Origin of the sequence: Paenibacillus sp. FSL R5-0810, from assembly GCF_038002285.1 — a bacterium.
Lineage (GTDB): Bacteria > Bacillota > Bacilli > Paenibacillales > Paenibacillaceae > Paenibacillus_AQ > Paenibacillus_AQ lactis.
This window is the reverse complement of the sequence record NZ_JBBOCF010000001.1, coordinates 5201114-5220301: the sequence shown is the minus strand read 5'-3', so window position 1 is coordinate 5220301 and position 19188 is coordinate 5201114. Positions and strand designations below refer to the sequence as shown.

The 19188-nt window shown below is 47.5% G+C and carries 20 protein-coding genes; 5 read left to right on the top strand and 15 right to left on the bottom strand.

Translation table 11 applies throughout. From position 1 onward, the window contains the following. Positions 1-12: 12 nt before the first annotated feature. The 9 genes from MKX76_RS23210 to MKX76_RS23170 form a co-directional block, all read right to left on the bottom strand. Positions 13-777 (bottom strand): ABC transporter permease, encoded by a 765-nt coding sequence (locus MKX76_RS23210; protein ID WP_251535883.1) that lies wholly within the window; start codon positions 775-777, stop codon positions 13-15. Further along, positions 770-1693: an ABC transporter ATP-binding protein gene (locus MKX76_RS23205; protein WP_007129160.1), complete on the bottom strand. Its 924-nt coding sequence runs from the start codon at positions 1691-1693 to the stop codon at positions 770-772. The genes MKX76_RS23210 and MKX76_RS23205 overlap by 8 nt, the downstream gene beginning before the upstream one ends. Continuing rightward, entirely contained in the window at positions 1693-3141 is a 1449-nt protein-coding gene (locus MKX76_RS23200; RefSeq protein WP_007129161.1) for a serine hydrolase domain-containing protein, read from the bottom strand. The genes MKX76_RS23205 and MKX76_RS23200 overlap by 1 nt, the downstream gene beginning before the upstream one ends. Positions 3142-3229: 88 nt before the next feature. Continuing rightward, the gene (locus tag MKX76_RS23195; protein WP_040738336.1) at positions 3230-3925 is read right to left on the bottom strand and encodes a response regulator transcription factor; all 696 of its coding nucleotides are present in this window, start codon (positions 3923-3925) and stop codon (positions 3230-3232) included. Between the two features lie 286 nt (positions 3926-4211). Then, the gene (locus tag MKX76_RS23190) at positions 4212-5285 is read right to left on the bottom strand and encodes a hypothetical protein (protein ID WP_007129163.1); all 1074 of its coding nucleotides are present in this window, start codon (positions 5283-5285) and stop codon (positions 4212-4214) included. Positions 5286-5364: 79 nt separating this feature from the next. Further along, complete coding sequence (locus MKX76_RS23185) at positions 5365-6438, bottom strand: hypothetical protein (RefSeq protein WP_007129164.1); 1074 nt, start codon at positions 6436-6438, stop codon at positions 5365-5367. 195 nt (positions 6439-6633) lie between these two features. Beyond that, positions 6634-7695: a hypothetical protein gene (locus MKX76_RS23180; protein WP_251535884.1), complete on the bottom strand. Its 1062-nt coding sequence runs from the start codon at positions 7693-7695 to the stop codon at positions 6634-6636. Next, positions 7679-8257, bottom strand: a complete 579-nt coding sequence (locus MKX76_RS23175) for an RNA polymerase sigma factor (RefSeq protein WP_251535885.1) — start codon at positions 8255-8257, stop codon at positions 7679-7681. The genes MKX76_RS23180 and MKX76_RS23175 overlap by 17 nt, the downstream gene beginning before the upstream one ends. Before the next feature lie 512 nt (positions 8258-8769). Then, on the bottom strand, positions 8770-9567 hold the full coding sequence (locus tag MKX76_RS23170; protein WP_251535886.1) for an SDR family NAD(P)-dependent oxidoreductase: 798 nt from the start codon (positions 9565-9567) through the stop codon (positions 8770-8772). 253 nt (positions 9568-9820) lie between these two features. On the opposite strand from MKX76_RS23170, the gene MKX76_RS23165 reads away from it, so the two are divergent. Then, positions 9821-10675, top strand: coding sequence for a helix-turn-helix transcriptional regulator (locus MKX76_RS23165; protein WP_285852493.1), 855 nt, complete (start codon positions 9821-9823; stop codon positions 10673-10675). A gap of 96 nt (positions 10676-10771) precedes the next feature. Beyond that, positions 10772-11644, top strand: coding sequence for an SDR family oxidoreductase (locus MKX76_RS23160; RefSeq protein WP_251535888.1), 873 nt, complete (start codon positions 10772-10774; stop codon positions 11642-11644). A gap of 110 nt (positions 11645-11754) precedes the next feature. Here MKX76_RS23160 and rlmH read toward each other — a convergent pair whose 3' ends face one another. From rlmH to MKX76_RS23145, 3 genes are all read right to left on the bottom strand, one after another. Continuing rightward, on the bottom strand, positions 11755-12234 hold the full coding sequence (gene rlmH, locus MKX76_RS23155; RefSeq protein WP_251535889.1) for a 23S rRNA (pseudouridine(1915)-N(3))-methyltransferase RlmH: 480 nt from the start codon (positions 12232-12234) through the stop codon (positions 11755-11757). 390 nt (positions 12235-12624) lie between these two features. Further along, complete coding sequence (locus MKX76_RS23150) at positions 12625-13749, bottom strand: cytochrome P450 (RefSeq protein WP_251535890.1); 1125 nt, start codon at positions 13747-13749, stop codon at positions 12625-12627. A gap of 76 nt (positions 13750-13825) precedes the next feature. After that, on the bottom strand, positions 13826-14404 hold the full coding sequence (locus tag MKX76_RS23145) for a TetR/AcrR family transcriptional regulator (protein WP_007129182.1): 579 nt from the start codon (positions 14402-14404) through the stop codon (positions 13826-13828). A 269-nt stretch (positions 14405-14673) separates the two neighbouring features. Between MKX76_RS23145 and MKX76_RS23140 the strand changes: the two genes are divergently transcribed. The 3 genes from MKX76_RS23140 to MKX76_RS23130 all read left to right on the top strand — a co-directional run bounded on the left by MKX76_RS23140 (position 14674) and on the right by MKX76_RS23130 (position 15750). Further along, positions 14674-14847, top strand: a complete 174-nt coding sequence (locus MKX76_RS23140; RefSeq protein WP_083832603.1) for a DUF3934 family protein — start codon at positions 14674-14676, stop codon at positions 14845-14847. 54 nt (positions 14848-14901) lie between these two features. Continuing rightward, positions 14902-15345 carry a HEAT repeat domain-containing protein gene (locus MKX76_RS23135; protein ID WP_007129183.1) on the top strand — a complete coding sequence of 148 codons (444 nt, stop codon included), beginning with the start codon at positions 14902-14904 and terminating at the stop codon, positions 15343-15345. Between the two features lie 111 nt (positions 15346-15456). Further along, entirely contained in the window at positions 15457-15750 is a 294-nt protein-coding gene (locus MKX76_RS23130; protein WP_007129184.1) for a hypothetical protein, read from the top strand. A gap of 104 nt (positions 15751-15854) precedes the next feature. Here the strand turns inward: MKX76_RS23130 and MKX76_RS23125 are convergent, their stop codons facing one another. The 3 genes from MKX76_RS23125 to MKX76_RS23115 all read right to left on the bottom strand — a co-directional run bounded on the left by MKX76_RS23125 (position 15855) and on the right by MKX76_RS23115 (position 19129). Further along, positions 15855-16895, bottom strand: a complete 1041-nt coding sequence (locus MKX76_RS23125; RefSeq protein WP_007129185.1) for a GTPase — start codon at positions 16893-16895, stop codon at positions 15855-15857. Positions 16896-17082: 187 nt separating this feature from the next. Next, complete coding sequence (locus MKX76_RS23120; protein WP_007129186.1) at positions 17083-17250, bottom strand: CxxH/CxxC protein; 168 nt, start codon at positions 17248-17250, stop codon at positions 17083-17085. 505 nt (positions 17251-17755) lie between these two features. Further along, the gene (locus MKX76_RS23115; RefSeq protein WP_007129187.1) at positions 17756-19129 is read right to left on the bottom strand and encodes a S1C family serine protease; all 1374 of its coding nucleotides are present in this window, start codon (positions 19127-19129) and stop codon (positions 17756-17758) included. Positions 19130-19188: the final 59 nt, after the last annotated feature.

The following is a 19188-nucleotide window of genomic DNA, read 5'->3' as shown; positions in this document are numbered from 1 at the left end:
TTACTATCTTTATTATTTAATCTCTTTCCTCTTAAACACCAGAATCCCGAAGAACACCAAAATTAGAAGGCTGCTGAATCCAACCGACAAAGACTGGATCACATCGGCGTATGTCATCCGGATTCGGAAGGAGTCGATAAGATGATGGAATATCGAATAGCGATACATCGCTTCCAGAACTCCTGGCAACGGTCTTAGAACTTCTGCTACGGAGATGAACAATGCAATTACGATGGAAATAATAATGGTTTTCCCGCTATCTTCCGCAAGCACCGCGATCAGCATCAATAAGGCAACTAGGGCCAGCATATGAATGAGGAACAAGCCTACTGCTCTTGCCAAATAGCCCAAGGCCGACGGGTCTGTCATTTCTCCAAATCCGAACAATACCTTCCCGCCTATGATTACAATGAACGGACATACACCCGCTAGAACCATGGAACCGAGTGCCAAGACGATAAACTTAGCTAAAAAGATATGACTTCTGCGGTTTCCGCTCATGACAATGTTCTTGACGACTCCTATTGTAAAGTCATTCGCCACAAAAAATCCGGCAAATGTACACAAGAATAGCATGAAGTAGAATGGGGCTGTAGCAAGTGCAAGCGAAGAGAACATTTCCAGACCCGCGCCCATAAACATATTATCCATCTTCCACCATCCGATGGTAATTAGAACGTGCAGGAGAGCAAAAACAACCGTTACAATGATCATTAGTGTCCAAAACATCCTATTTTTGCCGAGTTTGAACAGCTCCATGCGCAATAAATTAATCATGGAATCCGCCCCCAACCCGTTTAGTAAAATAGCTTTCCAAGTCATCCCCGTCTGGCGCAAAATATTCAATGACCAGACCGCTGCTTGTCAAAGCCATAGATACCCTTCTGACATCATGATAGAGGCTGTAAAGCTTGATCGTACCGTCCTGCAAAACTTCATAATCCTGGGTGCCCAGTTCCATCTCGAGAACAGTTGCGGCCTTGCTTGGATCATCAACTCGGATGCGTAGATGCTGCTTGCACTTCTCATTTAACTGTTCATGGGTCATTTGCTCCAACAGTCTGCCTTCATGGATAATGCCGTACTTCGTTGCCATCTGATGAAGCTCGCTCAAAATATGGCTGGAGATCAGAATCGTTAATTCCAACTCGCGATTCAGCTCCTTGACCAGTTCTCTAAGTTCCACGATGCCTCCAGGGTCAAGGCCATTCGTCGGTTCGTCGAGTATAAGCAGCTCCGGGTCGCCCAGCAAGGCGATTGCCAAGCCCAAGCGCTGCTTCATGCCGAGTGAGAAGTTCTTCGCCTTCTTCTTCCCCGTATCCTGTAGTCCGACGAGGGCAAGCGCTTTCGATATGCATGCCTTACCCGGGATGCCCCGGAGCAGCCGATGGACTTCAAGATTATCGCGGGCCGTCATATCAGGATATAACGCAGGGCTTTCAATAATCGCCCCTACGCGCTTCCGGGCTTCAATCAACCCCGCCTCGCTGCTTTCTCCAAACAAACGGACAGATCCGCTCGTTGGCCGGGCCATGGCAGTCACGATACGCAGCAACGTACTTTTTCCTGCTCCGTTCTGCCCGATAAAGCCGTATATATCTCCCTTTTCCACGACCAAGTTGACATGCTCCAGGGCGGTCTGTTCCTTGTATTTCTTCGTCAAATCGATGGTTGCCAGAACAGTCTGTCCCACTAGGATCTGCCTCCTTTAAGCCGATAATAAATTCTCTTTCCCGTCATGAACACCGCACATAAGAAGATGATCGATAACAGGATCGCCAAAGCCGGCCATAGTCGAAACACATCCAAGGTCGTCGAGCTATTGTCCTGCAGCTCCGGAACAACAAACATTAACCATCCTATTCCCGCAATAGGAATCAATTGAGGGATTAACCGCAGATAGTAACGCACAGCGGAATGGTGCTGGCGCTGATCAGACCACTTTTTACTGCGCAGGATTCCCCTGATCCCAAAGCTTGCATACAACAAAGTAAGAAATCCAAGCGATAAATCAATGATGGTAGGCACAGGTGCCTTTATCGCAGGTGCTTGTCCCTCGGTCAGCTGAATAATCCCTGAGCTCATCTCGTATGCATGCTCGAAGGTCGTTGTGAAGCTGTTAAGGATTACAGCTATGGCATAACCGCTGCTTAGTACGATGCTTTGTTGAGCTTGATAGCTTGATAATGCTCCACTATGCTGTATTCGTTGCGGCGCAACACCCGAAGAACTAAGCGACCAGCCTAGACCGTAATGCTCACTACCAGGCTGCGGGGAATAAGATTCCTCCAATAAGGATGAAGACAATAGTCTAACTCCTGATGGGCTTACCCCATCATCGGTATGCATGGAGAGCCATTTTCCCATATCTGCTGCTGTAGTAACGATTCCCCCTGCTCCACTGAACATGATCTCCATCTCTGATATTGGAATTGCTGTACCGTAGGCCGTCACATGCCCGCGAGGCAACCCTGGAATCGCAACCCTAGAGTTCACAGGCGAGAGCGAGTCGTCCATACCGAGTGGGGAAAACACCTTTGTGTCAAGATACGCAGCGAACTCCATGCCGCTTACGTTCTCCACCAGCCATGCCAAGATCCAATAGTTCGCATTGCTATAGAAATGCCTCTCCCCGGGGTTGGATTGAAGCTTCCAGGAGTGAAGACGACTAACGCCTTGTTCCAAGGTATCCGCCTTAGGCACAATGGTTGGGTTGGGAATCCCGGATGTATGGCTAAGCAGATGGCGTATGGTCACTTGTCCGAATCTGTTATCATCCATCGTCAGCTTAGGCAAATGGCGGATGACCGGGTCATCCAGTTGAATGGCTCCTTCATCCACGAGCTGCAGTATTGCAAATGCGGTAAATGTTTTAGACACGGAACCAATTCTCATTAACGAGTGTTCCGTTATGGGACTGCCCTCGGAATCATGCCCATAGCCTTGCGCATGGATGATCTCGCCATCCTTAACGATAACAATCGAAGCACCAGGCAGTCCATTCCGTCCCAAATAACGTTCAATATAGTCGTCTACCGTTTCCTTGTCGAGTACAGGCGCAGCGGCAAGGGTTGGTTGAGGAAGATAAAAAAACGGGGACAGAAGTGCTATTGTTATTACTATGAGTAGAAATTTTCTCATGTTACACTCTCCTATTTCAGCTGATGAACATCATACTAATCATCAAATCCTAATAGAAGATTAAATAAACTATTAAGAAACTATTAATTCATCCTTTCAGTCGATACCCCATTCCCCAGATCGTCTCAATATACTCGGCCTCCGGGTTTGCCTGGGCCAATTTTTTTCTTAAATTGCTCACATGTACGGTAATCGTATTGTCCTCCCCCAAGTAAGCGTCTCCCCACGCCGCTTCAAATAGATTCTGCTTCGTATATACTTTCTTGGGATAAGACATTAAGAGTTCAAGCACCGCAAATTCCCTCGCGGTCAGGATCACATCGGAACCGTTGACCGATACCGTCTTCGTATCTATGTTCAGCAGAATATCCTTGTACGTCAATTGCCGGATCGGATCGGGCTGCGCGACACGTCGATATCTGCCAAGATGGATGTCGATTCTTGCCGATACCTCTTCAACATCAAATGGTTTTGTAATGTAGTCGTCCGCTCCCATTCGTAAAACGGCGACTTTTGTCTGCTGTTCCCCTTTGGCCGATATAATGATAACCGGCAGTTGTCGATCCGGTCCTAACTGTTCAAGGATTTCTTCGCCGCTTCGACCGGGAAGCATCAGATCGAGCAGGACCATGCTCCACTCCTGCTTATTCGCCAAATACAACAAAGCCTCTGTGCCGGAATAAGCCGGCTGCGGAACATAACCACTATTGGCTATAATTTCGCACAGTAATTTATTTATTTCATTATCATCTTCTACGACCAATATCTTTACTATTCCGTTCATTTCATTCACCCCATCATTCTATATTCTCTCATAGAAATCCAGAGATTGGATCGAAAAATCAGGCAAAGATGAAATAATGCAGGTGCATTTTTTTATGACTAAATTTATGAAGGATAGGAAATTGGCATAAATTCAAGGGTATGACCCAGATCTTTTATCACAGATGGAATACGCAAATCAAATGCTGGATGAAGCCAAAAATAAAAAATGAGCCCGGTACAGTACCGAACTCATTTTGAGAAAGCTGCCTGATAAAATCACCGCGTCAAGATTTCCACATTTAGAATTAGTTGATTAATAATTTTGGTCCCTCATTTGCAGGCCCTACGATCGTGTTTCCGTCGAAACTGAGATGCTGACCATACTTCTCTACTATAAATTCGTTAAACGATCCGTCTGCATCCACTGTGGCAATGACTGTGGGAGCCCCTTTTTTGGTGAACGTCATTTGATCCTTGTCCCATGCATTTGTTCCTCTTGCTCCCTTATATCCTTTCAAATCCAGATTTAACATCGTTTTTGCGTCTTTCACTGCATTCTTCATTAATGTATCCAATGTCAGCTTCTTGATCTTTGCATCTTTTTCTTTTTCTTTCTTTTGGAATTCTTTGTAATTATCTATGCTTTTACCATTACTCTGATATACGCCTGCTTGAAGCAGTTCCAGCGTTTTTTCTTCAATGGCAAAGCTCGCATTCATCGTTTTGGATTTATACTTATATTGATACACATTCGGTTTGCCATCACGGACAAACACACGATCCAACTTAGCCCCCTGCTTGACCTTTCCATTGGTAAGCTTGGATAATACCTGAGCAGCCTTCTTCTCCACGCTTGCAGGGGCATCGTCAGGAGCATAATTCACACCATGAGCCTGCTCCTTCTCTGTCATATAAACTTGTTTATTTTGCTTGGCATTCGATGAGATCGCGCCCACACTGTAGTTTGACTCTGAGATACTCACATACTTTGGTGCTTCCCCTGGGAACAAAGCTTCCCACGTTTTCCCCAGCTCAGTTTGATATTTTCCGCCATTTAAATCTTCATAGTTGACGTTAATATTGATGCTTTCAAGCTTTCCATTCTTTTTATAAGTAATAACATCATATTTGAAATTCTCTCTTTTAAAACTCACCAAATCTTTCATGGCTGTTCCCTGAATTAACTTATAGGTATTTCCTGTTAGCTCTTTCAGTTTATCCTGAGCCTGCTGCATAAGCTTCTGATCCGCCTTAACATTCTGTGAAGCATTGATATTTACTTTGTTGGGCGAATCTGCCTGAACAGGTGTTTGGCATCCCAGCAAACTTCCTGATAATAAGGCTACCCCGAGTATAGGGAAAATTTTCTTTTTGTTCATATCGATGAATTCCTTTCTTTGGCTGCCTCATGGTTATACTGAAATTTAAGTGCATCTCCAAGCTGCTTTTCCATACATATCAGTCAATCAACAATTTGAGTTCTTCATTTGGGGGACCTGCGATGGTCATTCCGTAAAAATCGATTGTCTGATTATACTTATCAATGGTAAAGCTGCTAAACGATCCGTCTTTATTATATCTAGCAGTAACTGAAGGAGCCCCTTCTTTGGTGAACGTCATATAATTCTCATCCCATGCATTCGCTCCTCTTGCTGCCTTATACCCTTTCAAATCCAGGTTTAACATCGTTTTTGCGTCTTTCACTGCGTTCTTCATCAAAGTGTCTAACGTCAACTTCTTAATCTTTTCACTTTTTTCTTTTTCTCTTTTCTGGAATTCTTCATAACTGTCTACCCCTTTACCATCGGTATGATTTACGTCAGCTTGGAGCAGTTCCAGAGTTTGTTCTTCAATGGCAAAGGTCACGTTCATCGTTTTTGATTTATACTTATATTGATACACATTGGGTTTGCCATCAAGGACATACATACGATCCAACCTAGCACCCTGCTTGACCTTTCCATCGGTAAGCTTGGACAGAACAAGATCAGCCTCCTTCTGCACGCTTGCCGGGGCATCGTCAGGAGCATAATTTACGCCATAAGCCTCGCCATTCTCTTGCATATAAATTTGCTTATTTTGCATAGCATTCGATGAGATGGTGCCCACATAGTAGATTGACTCTGAGATATTCACATACTTCGGTTCTTCCCCTGGGAACAAAGCTTCCCACGATTCCTTCAGTTTGGTTTGATATTTTCCACCGTTTAAATCTTCATAATTGATTTTAATACTGATCGTTTCGAGCTTTCCGTTAGCTTTATAGGCGATGATATCGTCCTTGAAGTTCTCTCTTTTTAAATGGATAGATTCTTTTGCAGCAGTTCCTTGAATCAACGTATACGTATTTCCTGTCAATTCTTTAAGCTTATCCTGGGCCTTTTGCATAAGCGTTTGCTCAGATTTAGCATTTTGCTTAATGTTCACATTCTCGTTGTTATGCGAATTGGCTTGAATCGGTGTATCATATCCAAGCAGACTTCCTGATAACAAGGCTGCTCCGATGATAGGAAAAATTATCTTTTTGTTCATACGAATAAACTCCTTTATTTTTATATTTGCTTACCCACAGCTTGTTAATTGAATGCTTCAGTCACGTTAAAATGAATCTATAGAAGAACAGTAGTCATCACCCCCTCTCTCTGCCTTAGACCGAGCAGCAGCACCTTCAACTTGCCAGGCAATGCCGCTTGAGATTTTAATCCAGATAATCCCTGCACCTTCTGATTAGTCCGTACCTTTTTTAGATAACTGCTTTAGCTCAATTTTAATAGAATAGATCGTTCCTTTAGAGGTGAACAACGCAGTCACGTCTGGAGAACCCTCTTTTGTGAACGTTAATGTATCAAACCGTGATTCAAGTTTGGATACGTTATAATCAGCCAAATCCAAATTCATCCATGCTTTGGCTTGCTTCACTGCTTCCTCATGAATCTTGTCCAGCTCAATTGCTTTTGTTTTCTCAACTAAGTCATGATATTTATTTTTATCATCCAATCGATTAAGTTGATCCGACAGCGGAAAAGCTACAACCCTTGTGATCTGATTCGTATTTTTTTGTACATCAATGAGGATAGAACCCTTGTGTGTACGATACACGAACTTATACACCGGATTTTGATCGGGTCTTAAGATCATTTGATTTACTGACCGTTCACTTTCTTTAAAATCCCCAACTTTATGAAAAGCTTGGTCCGCTGCATCCTTTGTTGCATCTGGAACCTGCTCCTCTTCAATCGTTTGCTGCGCATAATACCATTTACCTTGGTCAAATTCGATGGAATTATTGTCGTTTCGCGCCTCTATGTGAAATGTGTTCGGTTTATATTCGTACATAATCACATCATTAATTCCTTCTCCTTGAGGGAAAATCTCATCCCAAACCTTTTGCAGCTGGCTTTTAAACTCCTGGTCCTCAATGTCCTCAAAGGGAATCATCCCCGTATGAAATTTCTTATTCCCATCCAAATCTCGTGAATAAATGGTATCCACCTTCTCATTTGGACTACTTTTCATTTCTTTGGCAAACGGATTAATATATTCAAGCAAAGATAGCCGCTCTATGGCTTGAGCCATGACAGGAGTTAGAGACACACAAAAAGCAACCAACGCCGCTGCGATGACACCCACTCTTCTTGTGAAGATCGGTTTTTGTGGTGGCATGCTTTTGGATTCAAGTTTTTCGACAATCTGTTGACTCATGCTGTACTCTGGCGTCTCCGTATCCCGAATCATTTGCTCCACTTGGTGAATACTTGCGATTTTAGATGGATTAGGTGATCGACGCATTCACTGTTCCTCCTTCATTAACTTCCTTCGTCTGCAGTTTTTTGCGAAGGCGTTCATACTTTTTGCGCACGGTTGCCGGTTTCATATTCATGATTTCACTAATCTCGTTGAAGTTATATCGATGAATCGCCCGGAGAACTAATATATGTCTCTCTTCGGCAGTCAGTAAATTTAGATAATCCTTCAGTGTCGTTTGACTGTCTATTTGCTGAGTCGGGGTTTCAGGCTGATCATATTTATAACGATCTATAAAACGAAACCACCTTTTTTTGCTCCTGATTTGATTCAGACTGTAATTGTAGGCAATTTTGTACAGCCATGCCGAAAAACTCATATTTGGACGATACTTATGTATCTGTTCATACACCTTAATAAATATTTCTTGTAGAGCGTCCTCGGCTTCTTCCTTGCTTTTGAGCATATGGTAACAATAGATATACATTGGTTTTTCAAAGTTTTTAATAATTGAAGCGAAAGCTTCCTTATCACCAAGCTTAGTCCTTTCAACCAGCATCTCAATTTCTTCTGAGTTCGATTTATACTCTCTGTAATGACTATCCAAAAACTTACCCCCTCCTGCCTACACTCTTAAAACACCAATGCAGCTCCTTTTGTGACAGCAGCATCAAAAATAATAACATCTTCGACCTTGAAATGATGAAAAAGAATATTTACGGGTATAAAACGCTAGGAAAGTCTTGTTTTCCAATTGTAACGTACGAAGCCGGCAAGTTATTCAAGGGGGGGCTTTATCCACTTATTCACGGACTGCTTGCAGCCGGACTGATCGAGTAGGTCACCGATGACGGAGGGCGATTGAAAAACATATGCATTGCATCACGGGAAGAGCAGGAGATCTATTCGAATGGAGGAATGCGGAATTAGCGAACTAAATGCATTGTTTCGTAAGCGAACGCCCTTTGGCTTCACAGCTTAACAGGCCTAACGGCGAAAAACTCTTCTTGGAAAGACCAGTCTCCATGAAGAGTTTTATTGTTAGATGATATCTATATGATTTACTGTTGGTGATCTTCAAGTGCATCGAGACTCTAAGTCAAGAACCGGATCCCGCTATCAGTGCCTTTTTGGTTTTGACATACGTTCCATGATCAAAGCCACCCTGCGCCTGCTGAAAAGTCGGATCATTAGAGCCATAAAGTAATTGCTACGGCCATCGATGATATAGCTGCGCCCCTGGTCAATTCCGCGAAATCCGGCCTGTACAACCTTTTCCGGGGTCGAGAGCTTCTGACCTGCTCCCATCTCCTCGCTGCCGACCGCATCGAAAAATCCCGTCTCTGTTGCACCCGGGCATAGTGCGAGCACGCGAATACCACGCCCGCGCGTCTCCGCCCATAGCGCCTCAGAGAAGGACAATACAAATGCTTTGGTACCCCCATAAACTGCAGAATATGCACAAGGCATGAACGCAGCCATCGAAGCTACGTTAACGATGACTCCATCCTTTCTCCTCAGCATATCGGGCAGCAGCCGATGCGTAAGATCGACTAACGCAGCCGTATTCAACAGAATCTCCTCCTGCTCGCGCTTCGGGTCTATTTCCTCGAAACGGCCATAAGTGCCAACGCCTGCGTTGTTGATGAGAATATCGACCGACAAGCCCAGTTCGAGTATTTGTTCGGCCAGCTGACGCGGGGCATTCGCTTTGGACAAATCGCAAGCGAGCGCATAAGCCTGCACGCCGTACTGGCGGTTGATTTCCCTTGCCATTGCATCCAGTTTGTCCTTGGAGCGCGCTGCCAGAACAACATGACAGCCTCGTGCCGCCAGTTCTTTGGCATACGCTTTCCCGATTCCAGATGAAGCACCAGTGACTACTGCCAGCTTATTTCGATATATATATTTGTTCAAGAAGCCAACCTCCTATTTAAGCGTCTCTGACGTAAATTATCTTCATTGTACTGTCGGTGGGGAGAAGTCAACCACATCATGTTTATACTATTAGCGGGATTAACAGCCTCTGTACTCGTTATGGTTCTCTTTTGTAGAAACGGCATTCAACAGAGATTATAATAATCATATATAACGTTCTTTTGGTCCATTTGGTACTAGCAATCTGCATCTACCCTATGAGTAAATAGATAAGTAAATAGAGGTGACCCATTTGAAAAAGAATCATTCTCCATCCGCATTGGGTGACTTCCTTAAATCGCGCAGAGAACGGTTACAGCCTTCAGAGGCAGGGATCCAGCCGCTGCCCGGACGAAGACGTACTCCGGGACTTCGAAGAGAAGAAGTCTCTTATCTTGCCAATATAAGCGTGACTTACTATGCCTGGCTGGAGCAAGGCAAGGAGGTTAATCCTTCGCCGGAAGTGCTGCTAAGTATCAGCAAAGCGCTTCAGCTTGACGAAGACGAGCAGAAGCATCTATTCGATCTGGCCAATGGAGATGTGGCGAGCGTCGTCACAGTGCCAAATAACGGTGGGCCGGATACGGGAGTTCTGCAGAAAATCGTAAATCAACTGCAGTATCCTTCTTTTATCACAGACGAAGGTACGGATATTATCGCCTGGAATCGAGCGGCAGAACTGATCGTAGCCGATTTCGGCAGTCTGCCGGACAACGAACGGAATATGATGGAGATTATGTTTTTAAAGCCGGATTACCGCAACAGACTGGTGAATTGGGAAGGCTTTGCCCGTTACGCTGTAGCTGTTCTGCGGGCAGGCTTCGATCTTTACAAGAACAACCCGTTATATATGGAACGATTCGAACGCTTGAGGCGGGAAAGCCCGGAATTCGTGCATTTCTGGGAACTATATGAAATCAAACAAAAACGCGTAGCCACCGCTTTATTCCGTGTTCCTGACGCACAGGAGATGGAGTTTGAGCTCCATTCCGCGGCTGTAATCGATAATGACCCGGGACTGCACTGGTGTTTCTTTGTTCCGGTGCCCGGTTCAGGTACGGAAGAGAGATTATTTCGTTTACTTGAGCAGGACAGGCAGCTACCGTAGACTGTTACTCCTATTAATAGAATAGACGTGCTGTGGCTAGCTCCCTCTAGTTGTTTGTATAATTCGGTGGATGACAACGATTGGAGGGTGTTTAGCATGCAAACTTGGTTTATTACAGGAGCATCAGGAGGCTTGGGTTCATGTATAACTCGCCGGTTGCTGGATAGAGGGGATCGTGTAGCCGCAACGGTACGCAAGCCGGGGGTGCTGGATGATCTGCAGGCACAGTATGGCTCTGGGCTTTGGCAGGCTAATTTAGATCTGACAAACTCTCAGCAAATTGCTGAAGTGGTGGAGCGTGCATTTTTAGAACTGGGCACGATCGACGTGTTTGTCAATAATGCAGCCTATGGCTTGTATGGCGCAGTGGAAGAAGCAAGCGACAGGCAAATTGAGCATCAGTTTATGACCAATGTACTTGGCTCCCTACGTGTGGCGCGTGCAATCCTGCCCTTTTTCCGTAAGCAGGGCGGCGGTCACATGGTACAGATTTCGAGTATGGCGGGTCATTATTCTATTCCGGGTATGGGACTGTATTGCTCTTCGAAATGGGCGGTCGAAGGAGCCTTTGAAGCGCTAGCTAAGGAAGTTGCTCCGTTTAATATTAAGACCACTATGGTGGAGCCCGGCGGAATCCGAACGAATTTCATTACAAGCAACGCCGTATTCGGCGAGCGGATGGACGAATACCGGGATACGGAGGCGGGCCAATTCGTCAGCCTGATGAAGGGAGAACTGCCTAGTATAGATATGAGCATGTTCAATCAAATGGTTGTCGGCGATCCGGATAAAATGGCGCAGCAGATTATCCGTCGTGTCGACCAGGGAGAGGGTCCGATACGTATGGCGCTGGGCAGTGACGCCTATGAGCAAATCCGGGCAGCCCTGCTGGACAGACTGGCCGCTCTGGAAGCACAGAAAGAGCTAGCTTACTCCACTGATTCAGATGATGTGGTAAAACCCTTGTAAAGGACACCAAAAAATTCGGCATCCACGATAACTGGTATGCTCCTCTGCAAGTAGCCTGTTTATTTATTAAACCTCCTTACTTAAAGGGGGGCATATTTAATAACTTGCCGTCACTTATGGTATGGTTCCCCCCGATTAATCTTCACCGCCCGGTAAATCTGCTCCACCAACACCAGCCTCATCAGCTGGTGAGGCAAGGTCATACGCCCGAAGCTGAGCTTCGTTTGGGCGCGTTTCAGCACGGCCTCGGAGAGACCGTTCGAGCCGCCGATCACGAAGGCAACGGTGCTGGTACCGTAGGTGCCCAGCTTGTCGATATGGGCGGCCAGATCCTCGCTGGACCACAGCTGGCCGCCGATCGCGAGCGCGATCACATGGGCGTCCTGCTTGATGTAGCCGAGAATGCCCGCACCCTCCTTCTCCTGCACTTGACGCATCTCCGCCTCGCTCATGTTTTCCGGCGCTTTCTCGTCAGGCACCTCGTGCACCGACAGGCGCACATATGGCGCAAGACGCTTGCTGTATTCCGCAATGCCCTGCACCAGATACTTCTCCTTCAGCTTGCCTACGCATACGATCTGTATATTCATGGCGATGATTTCGCTCCTTATCTTTGCTGTTCTGACGTTCATTCTACCATTGTAACCTCTGCACGGAAAGAAAGACGCCGTCTTACCTCCCTCCCGTACGAAGCCTGTCGTTTCCACCTACGCATGAAAAGAAAAAGAACCGCAACCCGCGGCTCTCCCATCCATCGTTATTTTCAGTTGCTGTTCATTGTCGTTACAAGAAGCTGATGCAGTCGGCCTTTCTGATGTAAACATCAGAACTACCCCGCACACTTCATTTGAACACACACGATCTCCCCATTTTGAATACACAGCCTCCGGTACCCCTCTTCCATGTACAGTCCTTCCGAGAACCCTTATGCTTGAGCCAGTTCTCCCGCTGTGCTTTAACTTGAAGCCTCCCCCGTCCCCTCAGCGCAAAATGACAGGCAGCTCCTTTAGCGCAAACATCATCGTGCTATCCATCCGGGAAAGCGGGGCCGAGCGGTCGCGCCGATACTCCGGGAAGCGCTCCAGCAGCGCCTCAATCGCAATGCGGGACTCCATCCGCGCGAGCTGAGAGCCGAGGCAATAATGGATGCCGCTTCCGAGTCCAAGATGCGGATTCGGATTTCGGTGAATATTGAATACGTCCGGACGCTCGAACACCGCCTCGTCATGATTGGCGGAGGCCATCCAAATATACACATGCTCGTTCTCCCTCAGCGTCTTCCCGCCCAGTTCCGTCTCCTGCTTCACGCGGCGGAACATCACCTGTACCGGCGAGAAATAACGGAATACTTCCTCCAGTGCGCCCGGGATGAGCGATCGGTCCGCGAGAAGCTCTGCCCGCACCTCCGGCAAGCTATCGATGGCCAGAACGGCAGAGGAGATCAAATTCGTTGTCGTCTCATTGCCGGCGACCAGCAGGAGGATGCAGAAGCCGATGATTTCAAGCTCGGTCAGAGACTCATTATCGATACGGGCTTCCACCAGCTTCGTAATCAGGTCATCCTGCGGATGGCGGCGCCGGTCCTCCGCGATGACCGAGAAGTACTCGCTCATCTCGCGCTGGCACTGGATATACGCTTCGTAATTATCGCCAACCAACGCATCTGACCAAGCCTTGAAGCGTTCCCGGTATTCCAGCGATACGCCTAGCATCTCGGCGATGACGACGATCGGGAGCGGACTCGCTAAATCCGCCACGATGTCCATCTTCCCCTTCTTCTCCGCTTCATCCAGCAGGGACTTCGTGATCTCCTCAATCTTGGGAGCAAGTGACTCGATCATCCGCGGCGTAAACGCATGGGAGACCAGTCTCCGAAGCTGTCGGTGCTTCGGCGGATCCTGCCGGAGCAGGCTGGACTCGATCGGGTCCTCCGAAGAAGGCGAGCCTTGGGAAGAGAAGACCTCATAGTTGGTGAAGACCGCTTTGACGTCCTCGTATTTAAATACGTTCCAGGCTCCGCTACCATCAATTGCACCCACCGGAGATTCCGTCCGCATCTGGCGGAACCATTCCAGCGGGAGTAAACCGTTCTTATTCCATTCCATGCTTAACACCTTCGCTTTCCTCATCGAATTTGAACTGACTGGTCAGTTAAACACATGTAAAAAAAGAAGGCCGAGTTTATTCAACCGATATAAACAGGCCTTGGGTAATGACCGTGAACACAAACTGCTCCAGGTCTTCGCGGGTATAGGCTTCTTGATGATTCAAATAATAATTACATACGCTCTCCAATGTGCCGATCATGCTGACTGCAGCCAGGTTGGCATCGACATCGCGGAACAGATTCTCTTCACACTTGCCATCCTCAATGATCTTCGCCAGAAAACCGATATGCGTCCGCTTCAGCTCCTTCAGCTCTTCCAGGACATCCTGCTCAATGCCGTTCGAGATCTCATTGAATACGATATGGGAAAAATGCCGGGATTCCAGAAACAGATCCAGATGATGACGGATGGTCCGCATAATCATCTCTTTGATCGGCAGCGGGGAATTCAGATCCGCTTCGGTCCGCCGCATAATATCCTCGAAGCCCTGCTTGACGACCGTCTTGAAGAGCTGGGATTTGCCCGGGAAGTTGTAGTACAGCGTTCCCTTGGCAACCTGAGCGCGGGCGGCAATCTCGTCCATGCTTGCGCGGTGGTATCCGTTCTCGGAGAATACTTCTATGGCTGCTTGGATAATTTTTTCTTTGCTCACAATGGGTTCTGCCCTTTCACACAAATTTCAGTTCAACGTCTCTTGTTCTGACTGGTCAGTTCAAAAATAAGATAACATGCTGGGAAAAATTAGTCAACCGAAGAAGTCCCTAGACTATATCAATGCTTGGATTCCATCCATATATATTTCGATTCTTAGGTTTATTTCCGTTCTATCCTATACATATGGTCCAATACAGTGTATATTTCAACAGGGCTGGTAAAGAATCAGCATATAGGGACAAGAATATATCGTAACGGAGTGATGGGTTGAGTAAATCCAAGGGCAAGGGCGGAACAGGCCGAGGCACAGGCAAGAAAGGTTGGAGCCGATGGGATGCCAGCGCGAGAAGAGCCAAGAGTAAACCCAAACCTTATACCAGTAAAGGGACCAAGCAGGCGGACAATGCAGCGGACGCCAGTAAGCATAAAGGTACCCCATAATGAACATATGGTTTTAGGAGCCCCCTGATACCACCTATGAAGGAGATGAACGGATTGGACAATCAAGAGGTTTTGACGGACGTGCCGTCGAATTATGAAGAGCTGAAAAGCTCCGCTAACCGGAACGCCAATTGGAGAGAACGGTTAAACGCCGTTGAAGAGCTGGGAAATTGGAAAAATCAGAAATCCATCGATATTTTGCTGCATAGACTGAATACGGATGCGGTTCACCAGGTAAGGGAAGCAGCCTATCATAAACTCCGGGCCTTTGGTGAGGACGTGCAGATGCCCGAAAGACGAAAAGGCGAGCTGATGAAAGACGTTTCTAAGGTGCTGCTGCGCATCAAAAAAAGCCTTCCCCGTGACCACAAGTATGAAGACTTCAAAGACAAGCTAAAAAAGATGAGAATTGATATCTATGATACGTACGAGGGTGACAAAGGAGACGAATTCGACAGCTGGCTGGAGCAAACCTGGTCTTCCTTGTTAAGAAGATAACGGGGTAACCAGCCTTCCGGAAAGTCTACCATGTTTATAAGAATTCCGGGTATGTTATACTGAACACAAATATTAATTTATAGGAGTGGTACTCTGAGAAAGCAAAAGCCCATGTCGTTTGATGATCTGTTGAAGGAATTGCAAGGACAAAAATCGGTACAGGAGGATCCGGATAACATCTCTCTGGAAAAGCTGTTCAATGAATCGTTTATGCGTAAACATTCATCCCATAACAGCTTTGGGGATTTTGTCGTAAAAGGTAACTTCCAAGTGGAAACGCATGAAGATATCGATAACATTCCGGACGAACTGTTTGACCGTCACGTTTCAAGAGAAACCGATTTTCCGGATTGGAAATCGATGCTGGAGCAGGCCAAAGCCGATCATGAGGCTGCCACGAAGTAAATCAAAGATAAATATCGCTGCTTTGACGCAGCTACGATTGGGGGCCGAAGGCCCCTTTTTCTATTCCATCCGTTTAAAGTGGTATGCATTCGACATCGGCTTGCTTACTTCGACTCGGAATTGGATTCCGATTCCGTCTCGGCCTTCTCCCTGAATTTCTTATAGAGCTTTGTAATATTCGCCGTATTGATCTGGATGTTGTGCTCGTAAGCATATTTCACAGCATATCCCAGCGCCAGGGTTGTAGCCCCCGCGACCGTCGCTCCGGCGACCGATCCAGCGCCAGGGAATACCTTCACGATCTGCCGGAAAATGCTCTTCCCGATATTCCCGAATATCGTGGCAATGACGAGCTCCTTCGCCGTCTCCTTGCTGATCGGCTTATTGTACAGCACCGCGAGCCGGGTAAGGAGACTCACTTGAATGCCGGTAATCGGAATGATATCCGATCCTGGAATGGGGGATGCGCCTACTGCTCCTGCCGAGATCGAGGCTCCGATGATCCACCCGTTGGCGGTCGCCGACTTTTCCTTGATGCTTTTGGCAAAAAGGATGTCTTTAGACTTTTTTTTAAGCATCTCCAGAATGCTGCTCCGCAGCCGGTCGATGTTCTCGCCCGTCCGAGAAGACACCGGCACAACCTCATAGCGCCCTCCGGTCTCCTTCCGGATACGCGCCACCAGGCGGTCGATTTCATCCGCGGCGTCAATTTTGTTCAGCACGATCAGGATGTTCGAGTTGACGCCTTGAATTTTCTCAAACGACCTCTTCTCCGCCTCCGAGAAGACGGTGCCTGCAGCGTTCAGAAAGAACAGCACCATATCCGCCTGTTTATAGTAATTCAAGGTCACTTCCGAATTGGCGGTATTCACATCATTCAACCCGGGTGTATCAATGAAAGATATATTGTCCTTATATTTATGCGGATGAATCACCGTCGTTTCGCCGGGCTCGGCCCCGACGCCCGCCACCTCTTCACCCACGATCCGATTCATGGTTGAGGACTTGCCCGTATTCACGTCGCCAATCAGCGCAATGAGGATTTCCTGCTTCAGTTGGCGGTTGATTTCATCCATTTCCTTCTCGTAAGCCTCATCGGCTGCCCGCTTGATCTCCTCTTCCCAGACCTTCCCGAAGTCATCCATCTCTGATCGTCTCCATTCACGATAGGTTATCGGCGTCTCCGTGCAATCTACACATCCATCATACACTACGGAGGACTGTCTACCAAAGCTTCGCTGCTTCGATTGCCTTCATGATCTCTTAAACAAAAAAAGCGTGAAATCATCACGCTTTCTCATTCGCATTATTTATTGAATTAAAATATTGACGTTATACAATTAAAAATTCAGCATGCTTCTCGCACTCCGCGCACTTCACTGGCGGGTCCCAGTCCGAAAACTCCGTCTCCTTCAAATCCACGATATCTGGAGCATCCTCATACTCATCCACGAAATTTTCGATTGCCAGTTCCACATGTTCTTTGCATACGACGTACATTCTATGCATCCTTTCTGTTATCGCCTATGAGCCCGCGTTTCTATCAAACCGTATAGCCACTCTTCTGTTCTACCACACTCTGCGGGAAAAAGAAATGCTTTTGCCCGAATTACCCCCGCATCCGGGCTTCCAATGTATTCTGCCTCGCTTCCAGGCTTGATATTCCCCCAAGATCTTCCTACTGGACAATGGATCATTCGTTATTCTGGGACAATACCACGCTCAAAGAGGCCCGTCCTCTACGTGCAGCCTCCATGAATCCATACTCGTGGAAGAGGGCGAAATGTCTGCAAGGAGTTGATCAGACCAATGTTCGGGACAAGGTATGCCGACGGGGAGGCCGCCTATCCCCATATGACGCTAAATTACCGCTAGGGATTGCCTCATTGCCTCAATCCCAGTAAAACAGCAAGAGAGCGTGCTTATGCACGCTCTCTCTTTAGTCCGCCAAGTGACTGACGCTCAACCTTTTTCATATCTCTTTCGTCTAAAGCCTAGCCGAAGCTTATTCCTCCGGCTTCTCTTCCAGCTTCACCTTGAGCGACTGCAGCTTCCCATCCCTGTAGAATGTTACATCCAGCTCACCACCAACCTTGGTGTTGCGGTACAGATGCTTGCGCAGCTCCAGGGTGGTCTTAATCGGCTTGCCATCCAGCTTGACGATGACGTCGTTCAGCTGAAGGCCCGCATCCTTGGCAGGTCCCAGGGCATCCAGTACGACCACACCCTCGGTTACGCTCTTCGGCAGCTTCAGATTCTCCTTCTCTTTCTTGCTCAGCGGCGCATAGGGATTGCCCAAATCCACCGTATAGACACCCAGGTATGGACGCGCGATGTAGCCCTTCAGCATAAGCTCCTTAACAACCTCGGTAATCTCGTTCACCGGAATGGCGAATCCAAGGCCTTCCACACCGGTATCCGCGATTTTCATCGTATTAATGCCGATCACCCGGCCATTGAGATCGACCAGCGCACCGCCGCTGTTGCCCTCATTGATGGCGGCATCGGTCTGAATGACTTCCTGCTCCCAATCGTAATTTCCGTCCTGATTGAGCGAGACCGGAATGATCCGGTTCGTATAACTGACGATGCCGGAGGTCAGCGTATCTCCCAGCCCAAGCGGGTTCCCGATCGCAATGACGGTCTCTCCCAGCCGCAGCTTGGAGGAGTCGCCGAACTCGGCTACATCGCCAATGCCTTTGGCGTCAATCGAGAGCACCGCAATATCGCTCACGCGATCGGTGCCGACAAGCGTCGCTTGCTTCTTCTCGCCGGTCACGGTAACGACCTCGAAGGAATCGGCATTTTCTACAACATGATTATTCGTGATGATGTAAGCCTTGCCTTCAAGCTTCTTGAAAATAACACCGGATCCCAGCGCATCCTCCTGAGATTCGCCGAAATCACCGAATTCATCCCCGAAATCGAATTCCTCTCCGAAATCAAATCCCTCCGGAAGCTCCAATCCCTCTTCGTCTTCAGGCAAGACTTCCTCCTCGCTCTCAAGATCCTCCTCTTCCGGCAGCACGGTCTCTTTATGCGTCAGCACGCTTACGACAGCAGGACGCACCTTCTCGGCTGCTTGAATAATCCGCTCATAAGGGTCCCCTTCCGTCGAGGACAGCTGATGTCCGCCGTTCACCAAGGAGACCCGGGATGTGGAGGCAGGATGGCCGGTAATGAAGCTGAACAGCATCACGGCAATCAATGCGCTGCATACCGAGCTGATCGCGGAGATTTGGAAGGTGGACAGCCCTCTGCTCCGGCGGCTGGTCCGCCACTTCGTTCGCCACTTGGTTCGCGCAGATCGGTCCTCGCTGGCATTTTTGCTCTTCCTGGATACTTTGGTTGAATAAAAATCATCGTCAAACAATCCCATTCGCGATCCCTCTCTCCCCTTGTCGCTGCACGTCAAGATACGATATCCGCTTAAAGACC

Excerpts from the sequence above, each read along its gene's own strand:
- MKX76_RS23200 (WP_007129161.1), bottom strand. The coding sequence starts at position 3,141 with ATGAGAAAATTTCTACTCATAGTAATAACAATAGCACTTCTGTCCCCG.
- MKX76_RS23210 (WP_251535883.1), bottom strand. The coding sequence starts at position 777 with ATGATTAATTTATTGCGCATGGAGCTGTTCAAACTCGGCAAAAATAGG.
- MKX76_RS23150 (WP_251535890.1), bottom strand. The coding sequence starts at position 13,749 with ATGGAATGGAATAAGAACGGTTTACTCCCGCTGGAATGGTTCCGCCAG.
- MKX76_RS23120 (WP_007129186.1), bottom strand. The coding sequence starts at position 17,250 with ATGTACGTCGTATGCAAAGAACATGTGGAACTGGCAATCGAAAATTTC.
- MKX76_RS23130 (WP_007129184.1), top strand. The coding sequence starts at position 15,457 with ATGTCGTTTGATGATCTGTTGAAGGAATTGCAAGGACAAAAATCGGTA.
- MKX76_RS23160 (WP_251535888.1), top strand. The coding sequence starts at position 10,772 with ATGCAAACTTGGTTTATTACAGGAGCATCAGGAGGCTTGGGTTCATGT.
- MKX76_RS23125 (WP_007129185.1), bottom strand. The coding sequence starts at position 16,895 with ATGGATGACTTCGGGAAGGTCTGGGAAGAGGAGATCAAGCGGGCAGCC.
- rlmH (WP_251535889.1), bottom strand. The coding sequence starts at position 12,234 with ATGAATATACAGATCGTATGCGTAGGCAAGCTGAAGGAGAAGTATCTG.
- MKX76_RS23190 (WP_007129163.1), bottom strand. The coding sequence starts at position 5,285 with ATGAACAAAAAGAAAATTTTCCCTATACTCGGGGTAGCCTTATTATCA.
- MKX76_RS23195 (WP_040738336.1), bottom strand. The coding sequence starts at position 3,925 with ATGAACGGAATAGTAAAGATATTGGTCGTAGAAGATGATAATGAAATA.
- MKX76_RS23185 (WP_007129164.1), bottom strand. The coding sequence starts at position 6,438 with ATGAACAAAAAGATAATTTTTCCTATCATCGGAGCAGCCTTGTTATCA.
- MKX76_RS23180 (WP_251535884.1), bottom strand. The coding sequence starts at position 7,695 with ATGCGTCGATCACCTAATCCATCTAAAATCGCAAGTATTCACCAAGTG.
- MKX76_RS23115 (WP_007129187.1), bottom strand. The coding sequence starts at position 19,129 with ATGGGATTGTTTGACGATGATTTTTATTCAACCAAAGTATCCAGGAAG.